We start from the raw sequence: 15,741 nt of genomic DNA, 5'->3' as shown, positions 1-15,741 counted from the left end.
TCCTCGGCCGACTACCGGCAGGGGAGCGGCGACCCGGCCGGGTACGCCCGGTCCCGGTTCGCCGCGAGCGCGCGGCATTCGCCCGGTCGAACACCGCGGCCGAGTTCGTCGTTCGCCGCCACTCCCGCGGGCAATCCCTTCGGCACGATCCGGGTGTGTATCGCTTCGCCGTCGGTCGGGGCCGAGTAGGCGGTGCGAGGCACGGTGGTCTCCCGGTGGGTGCGCGTGGTGGCCATATCCGAACTCTAGGGAGCTGTGGCGGCGATCGGCGGGCGAATGTCCGGTACGGTTCCGGCCGGTCCGAGATACCGCGCGGTCCAGGACCGGTCGAACCAGCCCGGGGCCGCCGCCCGGAAGCGCGGCGGACTCCACGACCCCGCCCCCGCCGGTACGGTACCGACGAGTTCGACGCCGGTGACCCGCGGCAGGTCCGCGCGGTTGGTCCGGGTCGCGAGGTCGGGTCGTGCGGGCCACGAACCCACCACCAGTCCGGCGCATTCCACCCCGGCCTGCCGCAGCGCCCAGATGGTGAGTTCACTGTGATTGAGGGTGCCGAGACCGGGAGCGGCGACCACCAGCACCGGGGCCGCCAGTTCGCGGGCGAGATCGAGCAGGGTGAATTCACCGAGCCGGACCAGTAGTCCGCCCGCGCCCTCCACCAGCACCAGATCGGCGGACCCGAGATCGGCTATGGCGGTGGCGGTTTCGGCCAGGGTGAGCAGCGGGGCGCCGCACCGGCGGGCGGCCGTGGCGGGGGCCAGCGGTTCGGGGTAGCGAGCCGGCTCGACGGTCCGGGTCAGCCCGGCGAGCGCGGTGACGACAGCGAGGTCGCCTGGTTCGCCGGGGGCGATACCGGTCTGGGCGGGTTTGCAGACGGCGACCTCGTGACCGGCCCCGCGGGCGACCGCGGCCAGCGCGGCAGTGGTGACGGTTTTGCCGACCTCGGTCGAGGTGCCGGTGACGAAGAGCAGGGTCATCTCGCCACCGCCCCGGCGCCGCGGGCCCGGGCGAGAACCGGGGTCAGTACGGCGGCGATAGTGGCGAGGTCGGCGGCCGACAGATCGGCGCGGGCGGTGATCCGCAGCCGGGATGTGCCCTCCGGAACCGACGGCGGCCGGAAACAGCCGACCTCCAGGCCCTGTTCGCGGCAGGCCAGCGCCGCCTCGTAGGCGATCCGGGGATCGCCCAGCACCACCGGGACGACCGCCGAATCCGGAGTGGGTACACCGGCGATCCGGGCTATCTCGGCCGCCCGGTCCACTACGCGCCGGGGCAGTCCGGGGTCCCGGCGCAGGACCCGCAGCGCGGCGCGGGCGGCGCCCACGGCCGCCGGCGCCAGACCGGTGTCGAAGATCATGGTGCGGGCCGTATCGATCAGGTGCGCCCGTACCCGCCCGGCGCCGAGGACCACGCCGCCCTGGGCGGCGAGGGCTTTGGACAGGGTCGCGGTCACCACCACGTCGGGTGCGCCGGCGAGTCCGGTCTCGTAAACGAGACCGCGTCCGCCGGCGCCGCGCACACCCAGCCCGTGCGCCTCGTCGACGAGCAGCACCGCGCCGTGTGCGTGGGTCACCCGGTGGAGTTCGGTCAGTGGTGCGAGGTCGCCGTCGGCGCTGAACACCGAATCGGTGAGCACCAGCGCACGTTCCTCGCTGCGCGTGGCCAGCAGCCGGCGCACCGCGCCGATATCGCGATGGGGGGCTATCTCGACCCGGGCGCGGGACAGGCGGCAGGCGTCCACGAGGGAGGCGTGACAGCCGGCATCGGAGACGATCAGCGAACCCCGGCCGGCCAGTGCGGTGACGGCACCCAGGTTGGCGGCGTAGCCGGAGGCGAACACCAGCCCGGCCGCGAAGCCGGTGAACTCCGCCAGCTCGGTTTCGAGTAGTTCGTGTTCGGTGGTTGTACCGGTGACCAGCCGGGAACCGGTGGACCCCGCGCCCCACCGGTGCACGGCCTCGACGGCGCCCGTGATCACCTCGGGGTGCCGGGCGAGCCCGAGGTAGTCGTTGGACGCCAGATCCAGGCCGGTCGCGCCGACCGGGCGCGGTCGTAGGTGTCGGCGCAGTCCGGCGGTCGTGCGCGCGGCGGCGCGGTCGTCGAGCCAGGCCAGTGGATCGGAGGTCACGGGGGCACCATACTTGAACGATGTTCAAGGTTGTGCCGAGTGTCCCTCGGTCGAGGGCCGCGCACCCGCTCCGGTCAGCGGATCTCGGCGCCGAGGCGGTGCCGGATACCGGCGGTGAACAGTTGCAGGCCGAAATCGAAGCGGGCCGTCGGATCCTCCGATGCGGCGAGCGTGCCGGCGTCGGCGGCGAGGGCGCCGGCGGAATCCATCTGCATCCGGGACTGTTCGTCGACGGTGTGCCCGAGCACGTAGTACAGCAGCGTGTACGCCGCGAGTTCGGCCTCCGCGCGCGGTATTCCGGCGCGAATGACCGCGGCGGCGAGTCGTTCCCGGCCCTTGCTGGTGGTCAGGCGGGAGGCGTAGGTCGCCGAGACCAGCTCCGCGCCGTCCCGGTAGGTGAGCAGGCAATCGCGCAGCCGGTGGGCCAGTTCGGCGAGTGCTCCCGACCAGTCGCCGGCGCGCGCCGGGTGCTCCATCGGGGCGAGGATGCGGTCGGCCACGGCGCCGAGCAGTGCCTGTTTGTTCGGGAAATGCCAGTACAGCGCGCCGGGCTGGACCCGCAACGCGCCCGCGAGTCGACGCATGGTGAGGTCGGCCAGGCCGTACTGGTCGAGGATGGCGAGGGCGCCGTCCACGACGTCGTCCCGGTGTAACTGCACGGTGCGGACCTCCCGATATCGCTGATTCCTCCTGACGCTACCCCAGCCTGAACACCGTTCAAGCTTTGGCGCTACCCTGCACTGAACACCGTTCAAGTTCTGGTCCCGCACGGACTGGAACCAGGAAAAACTCTCGGACGAAGGGATCTGCCCGTGACACAGGCATCCGATACCACCGCGACGACCGCGGACGTGCTGGCCCTGGCGCGCGACCAGGTCCTGGAGCGCGGAATCGGACTCACCCGCGAGCAGACCCTCGACGTCCTGCGCCTCGGCGACGACCGACTCGAACCCCTGCTCGAACTCGCCCACGAGGTACGGATGAAGTGGTGCGGTCCCGAGGTGGAGGTCGAGGGCATCATCAGCCTCAAGACCGGCGGCTGCCCGGAGGACTGCCATTTCTGCTCCCAGTCGGGCCTGTTCCAATCCCCCGTACGCGCGGCCTGGCTGGATATCCCGAGCCTGGTGGAGGCGGCCAAACAGACCGCCAAGACCGGCGCCACCGAATTCTGCATCGTCGCCGCGGTACGCGGACCCGACGAACGGTTGATGGCCCAGGTGGCCGCCGCAGTCGAGGCCATCCGCAACGAGGTCGACATCCAGGTCGCCTGTTCGCTCGGCATGCTCACCCAGGACCAGGTCGACCGGCTGGCCGCGATGGGTGTGCACCGCTACAACCACAACCTGGAGACCGCGCGCTCCTACTTCCCGAACGTGGTCACCACACACAAGTGGGAAGAACGGTGGAACACCCTGCGGATGGTGCGTGCGGCCGGAATGGAGGTCTGCTGCGGCGGCATCCTCGGTATGGGTGAAACCCTGGAACAGCGTGCCGAATTCGTCGCCGACCTGGCCGCGCTCGAACCCGACGAGGTCCCACTCAACTTTCTCAACCCCCGGCCGGGCACCCCTTTCGGCGACCTCGAGGTCCTCCCGGCCGCCGATGCGTTGCGTGCCGTCGCGGCGTTCCGGCTCGCCCTGCCCCGCACACTGCTGCGGTTCGCCGGGGGCCGGGAGATCACCCTCGGCGATCTCGGCGCCCGCCAGGGCATTCTCGGCGGTATCAACGCGGTGATCGTCGGCAACTACCTCACCACCCTCGGCCGTCCCGCCGAACAGGACCTGGACCTGCTCGGTGAACTCGAGATGCCGATCAAAGCGCTCAACGAAACGTTCTGATCGGCGATGTCGGCCGGGGAAGGAGCGAGGTCGTGAGTACTGTCGGCGATATGGACGCGCGCTGCAACCCGTTCACGGGCCGGCCGATCGTGCCCGGGCTCGACGAACCGATCGCCCGGGCGGTGGCACTGGGCCTGGAACCGCCGCGGTTCTGCGAGCACTGCGGCCGCCGGATGGTGGTGCAGATCGATCCCGACGGCTGGTGGGCGTCCTGCTCCCGACACGGCCGGATCGATTCCGCCCGCCTGGAAAGGCGGTAGCGGTGTCCGGGCGCAACCGGGCCGGGACGCGTCGGGAAATGCGCGCCGCCCTCGTGCTGCTGCTCGTGGTGGTACTGGTGAGCGTGCTCGTGGGAGCCCTGTGGGGTCTGCTGGCGCCGACCGAGCGGGTGCTGGTGGTGGAGCCGGGCCGCGGTGCCGCGCTGGTCGGGGAGAGCCTGCACCGGTTCGACGCGACGGCATTGTTCGCCGGTGCCGGAGCGGTCACCGGGTTCCTGTCGGCGGTGGCAGCATGGCGGTGGCGCCGGATGCGTGGTCCGCTCCAGTGCGCCGGGTTGCTGCTCGGCTCGGTGGCCGGCGCCTGGATCATGGCGTGGGCCGGGGACATGGTTGTCACCTGGGACAATCCGCGGCTCGAGGATCCACCGGTCGGTCAGATCGTGGCATTGCCCGTGGAATTGGGCACTCAGCTCGCGCTGGTGGTGCAGCCGCTGCTGGCCGGCCTGGTGATCCTGCTGCTGGCCGGGTTGAGCCCGACCGAGGATCTCGGGACCGGTTTCGTCAGTGCCTTCGGTGACTCCCGGCCTCGGCCCTATGCCGATCCGGAGTCCGAAGACGTCGCGTATCGCCCGGTCCCACCGGGCGCCGTGCCGACCGGCGATCCGGCCCGAGCCGGGGCGCCGGCCGGTCCCGGCGGAGAGGCCGGCGGTGATGCGCCCGCCGCCCCATCGAGCCCGCAGCGCTGAACTGCCGGGACCGGCGTCGAAGCCACGAAACCACGACGGGCGGCTGCACTTCGTACCGGCGGTGTGCACCCGTCCGGTCGCGGTGGACGGGCGGAATACGCTCGCCGGCGCTGGCATACGACGGATGCGCGTTGCGGTCCCGGTCGCGGCGTAGCGACGGCGGCCGGTCGGTACGAGGTATCCCGGTGGGCGGCCGTGCGGCCGGCTACCGGGGTCGTCGCCCATGGTCGTAGGCTGAATGAATTCGGCACGACGACAGGGAGATTGCTTCGTGGGGTTCACCAGTGCGCTCGTGGTCGAGGAGATCGATGGGACGTTCTGGAAGGTCCGGGAACCGCTCGGTTACGCGGGCGCGAATGAACATTTCGAAGTACCCGTCGGGTTCCGGACCGATTTCGCCTCGGTGCCGCGGCCGGTGGTGTGGCTGATACCCCGCTACGGCGTGTACACGCGGGCGGCCATCCTGCACGACTATCTGCTCCGCTCGGAGTTGGTGAGCAAGGTCGACGCCGACGGGCTGTTCCGGCGGGCGCTGCGCGAATGCGCGGTATCGCTGCCGCGGCGCTGGATGATGTGGGCGGCGGTGCGGTTCGGCAGCCGACTGCGCGGCGCCTCCCCGGCGGCTGTGGCGGCGTTCACCGTGATCGCGGTGCTGTCGATCCTGTTCCTGTTCGTCCCCACCCTGGTGGTGACGCTGTTCCTGCTGCTGTTCTGGGCCGTCGAGGTGATCGTCTGGCCGCTGGACCGCGGGGCCCGGCGTCCGGAGAAACAGCCGGTACCGCGGCCGGAGCTGCGGACCTGATTCCGCCGCGGCCGCACGAGCACCCCGGTCCGCGTGGCCCTCGCCTGTCTGCTCGGTCGAGCCCGCGGTCGCCACGGTGTCAGTTGCGCGGGCGGAGCGCGGCGAATTCGTCGGTGACGCGCAGACCGGAATCGCTGAATCGGTAGACCGAGGCGGGGCGTCCCCCGGCCCGTCCCGGGGCGGCGGTGTCCCCGGTGGGGGTGATCACCTTGCGCCGGGTAAGGACCCGCTGCAGGTTCGTCGTATCGACGTCGTAACCCAATGCGGCGCAATAGATTTCCCGCAGGGTGGACATGGTGAACCGATCCGGCGCCAAGGCGAAGGAAATATTGGTGTAGGAGAGTTTCGCGGCCAGTCGTGCCCGGGCGTGTTCGACCACGGTGCCGTGATCGAACGACATCTCCGGTAGTGCGGCCACCCGGTGCCAGGAGGTGTCCTCCGGCAGCTGCGGGTCGGCGGTGAGGGGGACCAGACCCAGATAGGCCGAGGCGATCCGGCGCGGACCGGGAACCCGGTCGGGGGCGCTGAACACCGACAGCTGCTCGAGGTGGTCCACCTCGCGCACATCCACCTTCTCGGCCAGCTGCCGGCGCGCCGAGGTGTCCAGGTCCTCGTCGTTGCGCAACCGGCCGCCGGGGAGCGACCAGGTACCACGCTGCGGGTCCAGCGCGCGCTGCCACAGGAGGACCGCGAGTTCCCGCTGGCGGCGGGGCGCACGGCGGTCCCCGCTCTTCGTATCGCTGTGACCTGCGGAATTGCCAACGGGGAAGCGGCGAACCTGGAACACCGCGGTGAGCGATTCATGGATGGTGCTAAACTGGTCCACGTTTTCGATCATAAGTCGAAAACCTGGTTGAGTGCGAATCGGCAGGCCGATCGCGCGGAGGAAGGAGCGACCATGGCGACGATGGGAGCAGATTTGGCCCCGGCGCCGGGTACCGCACTGCGGGAGCGGATCAGCGACGGGCCGGCGGGCTACACCGGGGTCGAGGCGACACCGGAATGGGCGGCCGAGGTGAAACGCCTGGCCCGGCAGCGCAATGCCACCATTCTCGCGCACAACTACCAGCTGCCCGAGATCCAGGATGTGGCCGACCACGTGGGTGACTCGCTGGCGCTGTCCCGGATCGCGGCCGAGGCACCCGAGGAGACCATCGTCTTCTGCGGTGTGCACTTCATGGCCGAGACCGCGAAGATCCTGAGCCCGGAGAAGACCGTGCTGATCCCCGACGAGCGCGCCGGGTGCTCGCTCGCGGATTCGATCACCGCCGAGGAACTACGCGACTGGAAGGCCGAGCACCCGGGCGCGGTGGTGGTGTCGTATGTGAACACCACCGCGGCGGTGAAGGGGCTCACCGATATCTGCTGTACCTCCTCCAACGCGGTCGACGTGGTCGCCTCGATCGATCCCGGTCGCGAGGTGCTCTTCCTGCCCGACCAGTTCCTGGGCGCGCATGTGAAGCGCGAGACCGGTCGCGAGAACATGCACATCTGGATGGGCGAATGCCATGTGCACGCCGGCATCAACGGCGACGAACTCAACGACCAGGCCCGCGCGCACCCCGACGCCGAACTCTTCGTGCACCCCGAATGCGGTTGCGCGACCTCGGCGCTGTACCTGGCCGGTGAAGGCGAATTCCCCGCCGACCGGGTGCACATCCTGTCGACCGGCGGCATGATCGACGCCGCCCGCGCCACGAAATCGAACCAGGTGCTGGTCGCGACCGAGGTGGGCATGCTGCACCAGTTGCGCAAGGCCGCCCCCGGTATCGATTTCCGGGCCGTGAACGACCGCGCCGCCTGCAAGTACATGAAGATGATCACCCCGGCCGCGCTGCTGCGCTGCCTGGAAGAGAACCGCGACGAGGTGCGCGTCGATCCGGAGACCGCGGCGCTGGCCCGGCATTCGGTACAGCGGATGATCGAGATCGGCACCCCGGGCGGCGGGGAATGACGCCGGCCCGGGCGTGACACCGCCGTCCCCACGGACGTGGAGTACGTGATGACCCATCGACTCGATCGCGAGTGGGAGGCCCGCGCCGACCTCGTGGTGATCGGCGGCGGGGTGGCCGGGCTCACCGCCGCCCGCGCGGCCGCGCGGGCCGGGGCGCGGGTGCTGATCCTGAGCAAGGGTGGCCCGGCCGATACCGCCACGCAGTACGCGCAGGGCGGTATCGCCGTCGTCGCGCCGCACGGGGATTCGGTGGACTCCCATGTCACCGACACCCTCGCGGCCGGCGGCGGGCTGTGCGATCCCGACGCGGTGCGTTCCATCGTCGCCGGCGGCCCGGACGCGGTGGCGGCCCTGACCGATCTGGGTGCGGTCTTCGACCTCGGCCGGGACGGGCAGGTGTCACGGACCCGGGAGGGTGGGCACAGCACCCGCCGCATCATCCACGCGGGCGGCGACGCCACCGGCGCAGAAGTGCAGCGGGCGCTGTCGGCGGCCGGTTTACCGGTGCTCTTCGGTACGGCGGTGCTCGAAGTCGTCACCGGCGCGTCCGGCGTCCGAGGAGTGCGCGCCGTCTCCGAACGCGGCCGCGGTCGCGTGCACGCGCCGGCGGTGTTGCTCGCGACCGGCGGTCTCGGGCAGCTGTACGCGTTGAGCACCAACCCGGCCGGCGCGACGGCCGACGGTGTGGCCCTGGCGCTCTGGGCGGGCGCGGCGGTGGCGGATCTGGAATTCGTGCAGTTCCATCCCACCGTCCTGTACACACCCGACGGTTTCGGCCGGCAGCCGCTGATCAGCGAGGCGGTGCGCGGTGAGGGCGCGCGCCTGGTGGACGCGCGGGGCGATTCGGTGACCGCCGGTGTCCATCCGCGCGGTGATCTGGCGCCCCGGGACGTGGTGTCCCGGGCCATCGCGGCCCGGATGCGGTCGCTCGGCGCCGATCACGTGTACCTCGACGCCCGGGAGATACCCGAGTTCACCCGGCGTTTTCCGACCATCACCATGTCCTGCCGCGCCGCGGGTATCGACCCTCGCCGCGATCTGATCCCCGTGGCGCCCGCCGCGCACTACCAGTGCGGCGGTGTGGTCACCGATCTGCACGGACGTACCGGCGTGTCCGGGCTCTACGCGGCCGGAGAGGTCGCGCGCACCGGGTTGCACGGCGCCAACCGGCTGGCCTCCAACAGCCTGCTCGAGGGGCTGGTGATGGGCGAGCGGGCCGGGCTCGCGGCGCTGGAGCGGGTGGGTGAACCGGCCGGCGTCCCGGGCGGGTCCGGAGAGGTCCGGCCGGTGCTGCCGCGCCCGGAGCTCCAGCAGACGATGACCGAGCACGCCTCGGTGGTCCGTGACGGCGCCGGGCTGGCCCGGGCGGCCCGGGTCCTCGGCACCGCGCGCGGCGCCGAGGAGGCCGTATCGACGACCGCGGTGCCGGTGCTCCGGTCCGGCGCATCCGCGGAGATCGTGGCCCGGTTCGAGGACGCCGCGCTCACGGTGACCGCGCGGGCACTGTTGCTGGCGGCGCGAGTGCGCGCCGAGAGCCGCGGCTGCCACACGCGCTCTGATCAGCCGCGGACGGCACCGGGCCCGGCCCAGCCGATCGTGATGCGCCTCGACGAGGGCGGGGCGCCGCGAGTGGTCACCGAACCGACGCCACTGGCGGCACCGTCGTGAGCGGCCGACCGGCCGCGGCGTTCGCGATCCGCCCGCTACCGGAGGCGGCCGGGCCGGTGCCCGCCGACGAAACGCCCCCGCGCACCCGGACGTCCGGATCGAGAACGAGGAGAAGGCAATGACAGTGGATCACGGTCTGGACCCCGAGGAAGTCGGCGGTCTGATCCGGACCGCGCTGGACGAGGACCTGCGCTACGGGCCCGATATCACCACCGCGGCCACCGTTCCCGCCGACGCGGCGGTGAAGGCCGCGGTGGTGGCCCGGCAGCCGGGTACCGTCGCCGGAATCGATATCGGGCTGCTGGTGCTCGACGAAGTGATCGGCGTCGGCGGCTACGAGGTCACCGAGCGGGTGCCCGACGGTACCCGGATCGCGCCCGGGCAGACGGTGCTGGCGCTGGTGGCGCCGACCCGCGGCCTGCTCACCGCCGAGCGCACCATGCTCAACCTGATGTGTCATCTCTCGGGTATCGCCAGCGCCACCGCCGACTGGGTGGAGGCGGTCGAGGGCACCGGCTGCCGGATCCGGGACAGCCGGAAGACTTTGCCCGGTCTGCGCGCCCTGCAGAAGTACGCGGTGCGCGCCGGCGGCGGCGTGAACCATCGCATGGGTCTGGGTGACGCCGCGCTGATCAAGGACAATCACGTCGTCGCCGCGGGTTCGGTCGTCGAGGCACTGCGGGCGGTCCGTGCCGCCGCGCCGGATATCGACTGCGAGGTCGAGGTCGACGATCTCGACCAGCTCGACGCCGTACTCGCCGAGCAGGTGCAATTGGTCCTGCTCGATAATTTCCCGCTCTGGCAGACCCAGGCCGCGGTCCAGCGCCGCAATGCCGTCGCACCGCAGACGAAGCTGGAATCCTCCGGCGGCCTCACTCTCGATATGGCCGGCGACTACGCGCGGACCGGCGTCGATTTCCTGGCGGTGGGCGCACTGACCCATTCGGTCCGGGTGCTGGACCTGGGCCTCGATATGTAGCGATATCGATACAGCCCGGTTCGCGGCCACCCACACAGGGCTTCGGCATCCACCAGGGCAACGGAAGGCGATCGGCGCCGGCAACCCGCCTCCGGACCGGTGGGTTACGCGGACTTCTGCGTTCTCGGCCCGGGCCGCTGCCGCGACTCCATCGCGGCGCAGACCCCGCCGCGATGCCCCGACGGGCTCACCCCGGAACATGGCCGCGGACTCCGCGTGGACCGGCGTCGTGGCGGTAGGCCCCGCGAACCGTCCGGCCTCGGTCGATATCCCGATGGCAGCACGCGGGCCATGCGCCTAGCATCGCGCGATGAGGAAAAACGGGCGCCACCGTGTACTCACAGTGGGAGGCCGGCAGTATTTCTGGAGGACCACGCACCGGCATGTGCCCGGGTGCGAGGAAATCTTGCGGCTCCGGCCGCGCGGGTCGGTGGCAGGCATAACACTGGTCTTCCGCCCCGGCGGTGAGCGTCATGTGCCCGACGGAGGCGTGTCCGTATCGGGTGTCATCTGGACCGGTGACCGGTCATTGAATCTGAACAAGCCCGGCGTGGTCCGGGCATTCGTCGACGGAGCCGTGCGGCGCGGCTGGATGGCGGACGCCCGCGCAGTCGCTCACCGGGACGGCTGGGAGCTTTTCGATGAGGCGTACGCGCGGAATGCCGAGAGCTCGACGACGCCATGAACGCCGCGACCGGCGCCGCGTGAGCTCGGAGACATCGATCGCGTCCGCCGCGGCAATCCGGCGGGCCGGCCGGCCTCCGCTGCGCTGCGGAACATCCCGCGAGTGCGCGCGGTTGCTCGTTCCGTACCCGGCGAAAGGGATGACATGACGAAACCGGCCGATACCGCCTACCACTGGAACGGTGCGGCACTGGATCTGGACGCGTATCTGGCGCGGATCGGATACACCGGCCCGCGCACCCCGACGCTGGCCGTGCTGCGGGAGCTGGTGGCCGCGCATACCACCACGGTGCCGTTCGAGAACCTGGAGGCGGTGCTGGGACGGCCGGTACCGCTGGATCTGGAAACCCTGCAAGACAAACTGGTCCGGCGGCGGCGCGGCGGATACTGCTACGAGAACGTCATTGTGTTCGCGGCGGCGCTGGAGCGTTTCGGGTTCGGTGTCACCGGTCTGTCCGGTCGTGTCACCATGGGGTCGGGCGGGCTGCGCCCGGCCACCCACGCGCTGCTGCGGATCACCGTTTCCGATGACGACCGGGCCTGGCTGGCCGATGTGGGGTTCGGGGCCGGCCCGTCCGAACCTTATCCGCTGGTCGAACACCCGGACGAGTTCACGCTCGGTGGTTGGCGGTTCCGTCTCGAGCGCACCCTGGGCGAGCTGGGTGGCGACGAATGGGTGCTGCACCAGTTCGCGTCGGCCGGTTGGGTGGACCGCTACACGTTCACGCCGGAACCGCAGTACCGGATCGACTACGAGGTGGGTAATCATTTCGTGGCCACGTCGCCGCGCTCGCCCTTCACCCAGCGGCCGTTCGTGCAGCGTTTCCTTCCCGGCGTCCATCACACGCTCGACGGCCGCACGCTGACCACGGAGTATCCGGACGGAACGAGTGATTGCCGGGAGCTCGAACTCGCGGAGCTGGCGAAGGCGCTCGGCGAGGTCTTCGATATCGATATCCCGGACGAAGATGCCGAGGCGCTGATCACCGCGTCGTGGGCGACCCGCTGACCGGTCCGGTCGGTTTGTGGGAGTCGCCAACAATCGCTTGCTAGATTCCGGTTATGAAGATCGCGCACGAGGACGTCCCCGGCAGGTTGCGTTCCCTGCCGACCCGGCTGATCAACCAGACCGCGCTGCTCGCCGCCCGCGCCACCGAACAGGCGCTGGCCGATACCGGATCGCGGCGATACCACTACGCCGTACTCACCACACTGCGCGAGGCCGGCGCCGCCAGCCAAGCCGAACTCGGGCGTCGTACCGGTATCGACCGCAGCGATATGGTGGCGGTCCTCAACGAACTGGTCGCTCGCGGTTTCGCGGCACGGGAGGCCGATCCGGAGGACCGCCGGCGCAATATCGTCACCCTCACCGAAGCGGGCATCGCACACCTCGCCGACCTGGACCGCCGGCTGGACCGGGCGCAGGACGAACTGCTCGCCGCCCTCTCCGCGGCCGAGCGGCGCACGCTCGTCGGTCTGCTCACCCGCATCCTCGACGCGCATACGGAGTCCGCGGCCCGTGGCCGGCCGTGACCGTCGCGGTACGGTGCCGGTCACGCCCGGTTCGGGAGTCGTGGATCGTGATCCGCCGGTCACTGCGGGCAGGGGTCCGGCCGCACGGGCGACCGCGGTACGGCCGCACCCGCCGGCAGCTGGAGTCCCGCGGAATCGGCAGTCCCGGATCATGGTGCGCCGATGGACCCGCCCGCCCCGGTACCGCAGACCGGGCCGTCGAACGCGCTGCGGGCGAAGAACACGACCGGACGACGCTGCATTCGCATATCGGACAATCTACTTCGCCCGAATGCCCGGTCTCATGCGGTGAGTTCTCGTTCCAGCGGGGTGCGGAACCGCGGGATCGGGCGTATCTCCCCGAACCAGCCGGCGGCGCGTTCGGCCTCCGCGTCGACCAGAGCGGTCGCGTCCGCGCCGATATCCTCCAGGAGCCGGGTGACGATCTCGCCGTCCTTGCGCTGGGCCCAGCCACCGACGATCCGGCCGTCGCACCAGATGCTCGGCCCGATATTGCCGTTGCGGTCGAAGAGCCGCGGCTGATGTTCACCGAGATACCAGGCGCGCGACTGCCAACCCATCGGAGTGGCATCCAGCGCGGGCAGCAGCGCCGCCCACGGCGCCGGATCGTCCACCGGTTCCAGGTCGTCGGCCAGGAGCACGCCGGGGCCGCCGTCCAACTCGACCTCCACGATATCCGCCCCGGCCAACGCCTTGCGCACTTGACCGAGCGTCCATCCGGTCCACCACTTGATATCACCGATCGGCGCCGGACCGAACGCGCGCAACCAGGCCCGGACCAATTCGACACGGGCCTCGTCGATTCCGGGTTCGGCAAGTGGTCCGGACAGCCAGGATTCCACCGGCGCCCAGGAGTACTGGCTGCTCGACCAGGTGCCGTTCGGCCGGGTCCGCACGATCCGGCCCTCGGTCCCGAGCAAGACCAGCACCCAGCTGGTGATACTCGTCGGCCGTGAATACGACTTCTCCGGCGCGGTATTGATCTGCGTACGCAGTTCGGGAACGTCCTTGCTCAGCTGGGCTCCGGTCGCGCTGCCCCGGGCCAGCAGGGCCCGATGCGTGCGATCGGCGATCTCGGTGAGCCAGCCCGCCGGGTCGCCCGCGCCGATACCCGCCTGTTCCAGGTACCGGGCGTAGGTGCGGAGCTGTTTGACCGCCAGATCGGTGCCGCAGGAGGCATGCAGCACGGGCACCAGGTCGACCGGTGCGACGAACATGGTGCGCCGCATGGCCAGCATGCGCACCAGCGCCCGGTCCTCGTACAGGGCCCGCTCCACCTGCTCGGGGCCGAGATGGTGACCACGTGCCGCCACGGACAGATGGACGGTGGCCGGGTCGGTGGCGTGCAGCACCACCAGCGACCGCACGATCTCGGCCGGGTCGGTGCCGCGGTGCCCGCCGGCGAGCCGGTGCCGGACGCCGATCCGGGCCCGGCGCTGCGCGGTACTGATCGAGTACATGGCCCGGATGCTAGCGGCAGAATCCGACATCCCGGCCGGTCGCGGCCCGGTTGCGGCGAATGTCTGCCGCGCCGTGGAATATTCGAAGGATGAGCAGACGCGTGATGAGCTTCCTGACCGGGGTGCTGTTGACGGCGTTGACGGCGACGCTGCCGGCCGCCGCGCCCGCCGGCGCGACCCAGGCGTGCTCGGTCCAGCCCCGGCCGGTCTCGATTCCGGTCGACGGTGAGCAGGCCACCGGCCTCGTCTACGAACCGTACGGCTGCGCGGTCGGGAACGCGTTGATCGTCGCGGCGCACGGGCACAAGGGGTCGTCGGCCCAGTACGCCGAGTACGTCACCGCCATCGCCGCGCGGACCGGGACCCCGGTCCTGTCCATGGATATGCGCGGCAGCGCGCAGTGGCGTACGGGGGAGTGGAACCTGTGGGCCGGCTGGCAGGACCTGGTCGCCGCGACCCAGTGGTACAAGGGCGCCCATCCCGGCGTCGCGCGCACCATCCTGTGGGGTTGGAGCCAGGGGGCGATGACCTCCGGCCTGGCCGCCGCCTACGGACCGGCCGGATTGTTCGACTACTGGGTCGATACCTTCGGCCCGTCCGATCTGGCCACGCACTGGGCCGGGCCCGCGTCGGACTATCCCGCGCTGCAGGCGCAGATCCAGCGGGACGCGGGTAACTGTGTCCCGGTGACCTGCCCGCTCGCCTATGCGGAACGGTCACCGGCGCTCCAGGCCGGCCGGATGGGTATCCGGCATGCTTTCCTCATCCACGGAACCGCCGACGAGGTGGTGCCGTTCGCGGCCAGTACCCAGATGCGGGCCGCGCTGATGCTCGCCGGGAAACCCAGCACCATGTACTCGATCGTGAGCGGCCGCACTCTGCACGGAACGGTCGAACCGGGCCGCCACAATGTCGGCCCGGCCCTTTTCGAGGCCGGTTGTGTGGTGGAGCGGCTCGCACTCGGGACCGAACCACTCGACGGTAACCGCGACTATGTGGTCGATGTCGCCCGCGGTGTGGTGGCCGCGCCCCCGCCGCCGCCCAACGCGAAATGCGCGGCCTGACAATCGGCCCGGATCAGAGCGATTTCACCCAGTTGGACAGGAGCTGCGCCCCGGCGTCACCCGACTTCTCCGGATGGAACTGTGTCGCCGAGAGCGCGCCGTTCTCCACCGCGGCCAAGAACCGGCCGCTGCCGTACTCACACCAGGTCAGTCCGGGAGCGGCGAGGTGGTCGCTGGGGGGCAGCTCCCAGTTGCGGGCCGCGTAGGTGTGCACGAAATAGAAGCGGGTGGCGGGGTCCATTCCCGCGAAGAGCACGCTGTCGGCGGGTGCGGTGACGGTGTTCCAGCCCATATGCGGCAGCACCGGTGCGTCCAGTTTGTCGACGGTGCCGGGCCATTCCCCGCACCCCTCGGTCTCCACGCCGAACTCGACACCGCGGTCGAACAGGATCTGCATCCCCACGCAGATACCCAGTACCGGCCGCCCACCGGCCAGCCGCTGCCCGATGATCCGTTCACCGCGCACTTCGCGCAGACCGGCCATACAGGCGGCGAAGGCGCCGACACCGGGGACCACCAGGCCGTCGGCGGCGAGCGCGGCCGTGGGGTCGGCGGTGACCTCGACCCGCGCGCCCGCCCGGACCAGCGCCCGCTCGGCGGAATGCAGATTGCCGGACCCGTAATCCAGCAGAACCACCGACGTCATAACACTTCCTTCACAGGCGGT

18 protein-coding genes are annotated in these 15,741 nt (G+C 70.8%); 11 read left to right on the top strand and 7 right to left on the bottom strand.

Going from position 1 to position 15,741, the window contains the following annotated elements; translation table 11 throughout:
* Positions 1–11: 11 nt before the first annotated feature.
* The 4 genes from NGR01S_RS12965 to NGR01S_RS12950 all read right to left on the bottom strand — a co-directional run bounded on the left by NGR01S_RS12965 (position 12) and on the right by NGR01S_RS12950 (position 2,787).
* Positions 12–236: a hypothetical protein gene (locus NGR01S_RS12965; protein ID WP_063036443.1), complete on the bottom strand. Its 225-nt coding sequence runs from the start codon at positions 234–236 to the stop codon at positions 12–14.
* Between the two features lie 9 nt (positions 237–245).
* Complete coding sequence (gene bioD / locus NGR01S_RS12960; protein WP_063036442.1) at positions 246–977, bottom strand: dethiobiotin synthase; 732 nt, start codon at positions 975–977, stop codon at positions 246–248.
* Positions 974–2,128, bottom strand: coding sequence for an 8-amino-7-oxononanoate synthase (locus NGR01S_RS12955; protein WP_063036441.1), 1,155 nt, complete (start codon positions 2,126–2,128; stop codon positions 974–976). Before NGR01S_RS12955 ends, bioD begins: the two co-directional genes overlap by 4 nt.
* Before the next feature lie 74 nt (positions 2,129–2,202).
* Positions 2,203–2,787, bottom strand: coding sequence for a TetR/AcrR family transcriptional regulator C-terminal domain-containing protein (locus NGR01S_RS12950; protein ID WP_063036440.1), 585 nt, complete (start codon positions 2,785–2,787; stop codon positions 2,203–2,205).
* Between the two features lie 153 nt (positions 2,788–2,940).
* Between NGR01S_RS12950 and bioB the strand changes: the two genes are divergently transcribed.
* The 4 genes from bioB (at position 2,941) to NGR01S_RS12930 (ending at position 5,732) form a co-directional block, all read left to right on the top strand.
* Entirely contained in the window at positions 2,941–3,966 is a 1,026-nt protein-coding gene (gene bioB, locus NGR01S_RS12945; RefSeq protein ID WP_063036439.1) for a biotin synthase BioB, read from the top strand.
* Positions 3,967–4,016: 50 nt separating this feature from the next.
* Entirely contained in the window at positions 4,017–4,226 is a 210-nt protein-coding gene (gene bsaP, locus NGR01S_RS12940; protein WP_063036587.1) for a biotin synthase auxiliary protein BsaP, read from the top strand.
* A gap of 2 nt (positions 4,227–4,228) precedes the next feature.
* Positions 4,229–4,930 (top strand): DUF2567 domain-containing protein, encoded by a 702-nt coding sequence (locus NGR01S_RS12935; protein WP_245664569.1) that lies wholly within the window; start codon positions 4,229–4,231, stop codon positions 4,928–4,930.
* 271 nt (positions 4,931–5,201) lie between these two features.
* Positions 5,202–5,732, top strand: coding sequence for a DUF1353 domain-containing protein (locus tag NGR01S_RS12930; protein ID WP_245664568.1), 531 nt, complete (start codon positions 5,202–5,204; stop codon positions 5,730–5,732).
* 79 nt (positions 5,733–5,811) lie between these two features.
* Here the strand turns inward: NGR01S_RS12930 and NGR01S_RS12925 are convergent, their stop codons facing one another.
* Complete coding sequence (locus NGR01S_RS12925; protein WP_063036437.1) at positions 5,812–6,570, bottom strand: NUDIX hydrolase; 759 nt, start codon at positions 6,568–6,570, stop codon at positions 5,812–5,814.
* 60 nt (positions 6,571–6,630) lie between these two features.
* Here NGR01S_RS12925 and nadA point away from each other — a divergent pair, with 60 nt between their 5' ends.
* From nadA to NGR01S_RS12895, 6 genes are all read left to right on the top strand, one after another.
* Positions 6,631–7,686, top strand: a complete 1,056-nt coding sequence (gene nadA / locus NGR01S_RS12920; protein ID WP_063036585.1) for a quinolinate synthase NadA — start codon at positions 6,631–6,633, stop codon at positions 7,684–7,686.
* Positions 7,687–7,734: 48 nt separating this feature from the next.
* Positions 7,735–9,354: an L-aspartate oxidase gene (locus NGR01S_RS12915; RefSeq protein WP_063036583.1), complete on the top strand. Its 1,620-nt coding sequence runs from the start codon at positions 7,735–7,737 to the stop codon at positions 9,352–9,354.
* A 118-nt stretch (positions 9,355–9,472) separates the two neighbouring features.
* Positions 9,473–10,333, top strand: coding sequence for a carboxylating nicotinate-nucleotide diphosphorylase (gene nadC, locus NGR01S_RS12910; RefSeq protein WP_063036436.1), 861 nt, complete (start codon positions 9,473–9,475; stop codon positions 10,331–10,333).
* Between the two features lie 490 nt (positions 10,334–10,823).
* Entirely contained in the window at positions 10,824–11,018 is a 195-nt protein-coding gene (locus tag NGR01S_RS12905) for a hypothetical protein (RefSeq protein ID WP_063036435.1), read from the top strand.
* Between the two features lie 144 nt (positions 11,019–11,162).
* Positions 11,163–12,026 (top strand): arylamine N-acetyltransferase family protein, encoded by an 864-nt coding sequence (locus NGR01S_RS12900; protein ID WP_063036434.1) that lies wholly within the window; start codon positions 11,163–11,165, stop codon positions 12,024–12,026.
* 53 nt (positions 12,027–12,079) lie between these two features.
* Positions 12,080–12,550: a MarR family winged helix-turn-helix transcriptional regulator gene (locus NGR01S_RS12895; RefSeq protein ID WP_063036433.1), complete on the top strand. Its 471-nt coding sequence runs from the start codon at positions 12,080–12,082 to the stop codon at positions 12,548–12,550.
* 281 nt (positions 12,551–12,831) lie between these two features.
* Here NGR01S_RS12895 and NGR01S_RS12890 read toward each other — a convergent pair whose 3' ends face one another.
* Entirely contained in the window at positions 12,832–14,010 is a 1,179-nt protein-coding gene (locus tag NGR01S_RS12890; RefSeq protein WP_063036432.1) for a winged helix DNA-binding domain-containing protein, read from the bottom strand.
* Positions 14,011–14,099: 89 nt separating this feature from the next.
* Here NGR01S_RS12890 and NGR01S_RS12885 point away from each other — a divergent pair, with 89 nt between their 5' ends.
* Complete coding sequence (locus NGR01S_RS12885) at positions 14,100–15,074, top strand: alpha/beta hydrolase family protein (RefSeq protein WP_245664566.1); 975 nt, start codon at positions 14,100–14,102, stop codon at positions 15,072–15,074.
* 13 nt (positions 15,075–15,087) lie between these two features.
* Here the strand turns inward: NGR01S_RS12885 and hisH are convergent, their stop codons facing one another.
* Entirely contained in the window at positions 15,088–15,720 is a 633-nt protein-coding gene (gene hisH, locus NGR01S_RS12880) for an imidazole glycerol phosphate synthase subunit HisH (RefSeq protein ID WP_063036430.1), read from the bottom strand.
* Between the last annotated feature and the right edge of the window lie 21 nt (positions 15,721–15,741).

Source organism: Nocardia grenadensis NBRC 108939 (assembly GCF_001613445.1).
Classification (GTDB): Bacteria; Actinomycetota; Actinomycetes; order Mycobacteriales; family Mycobacteriaceae; genus Nocardia; species Nocardia grenadensis.
This window is presented reverse-complemented; position numbering and strand designations above follow the sequence as displayed.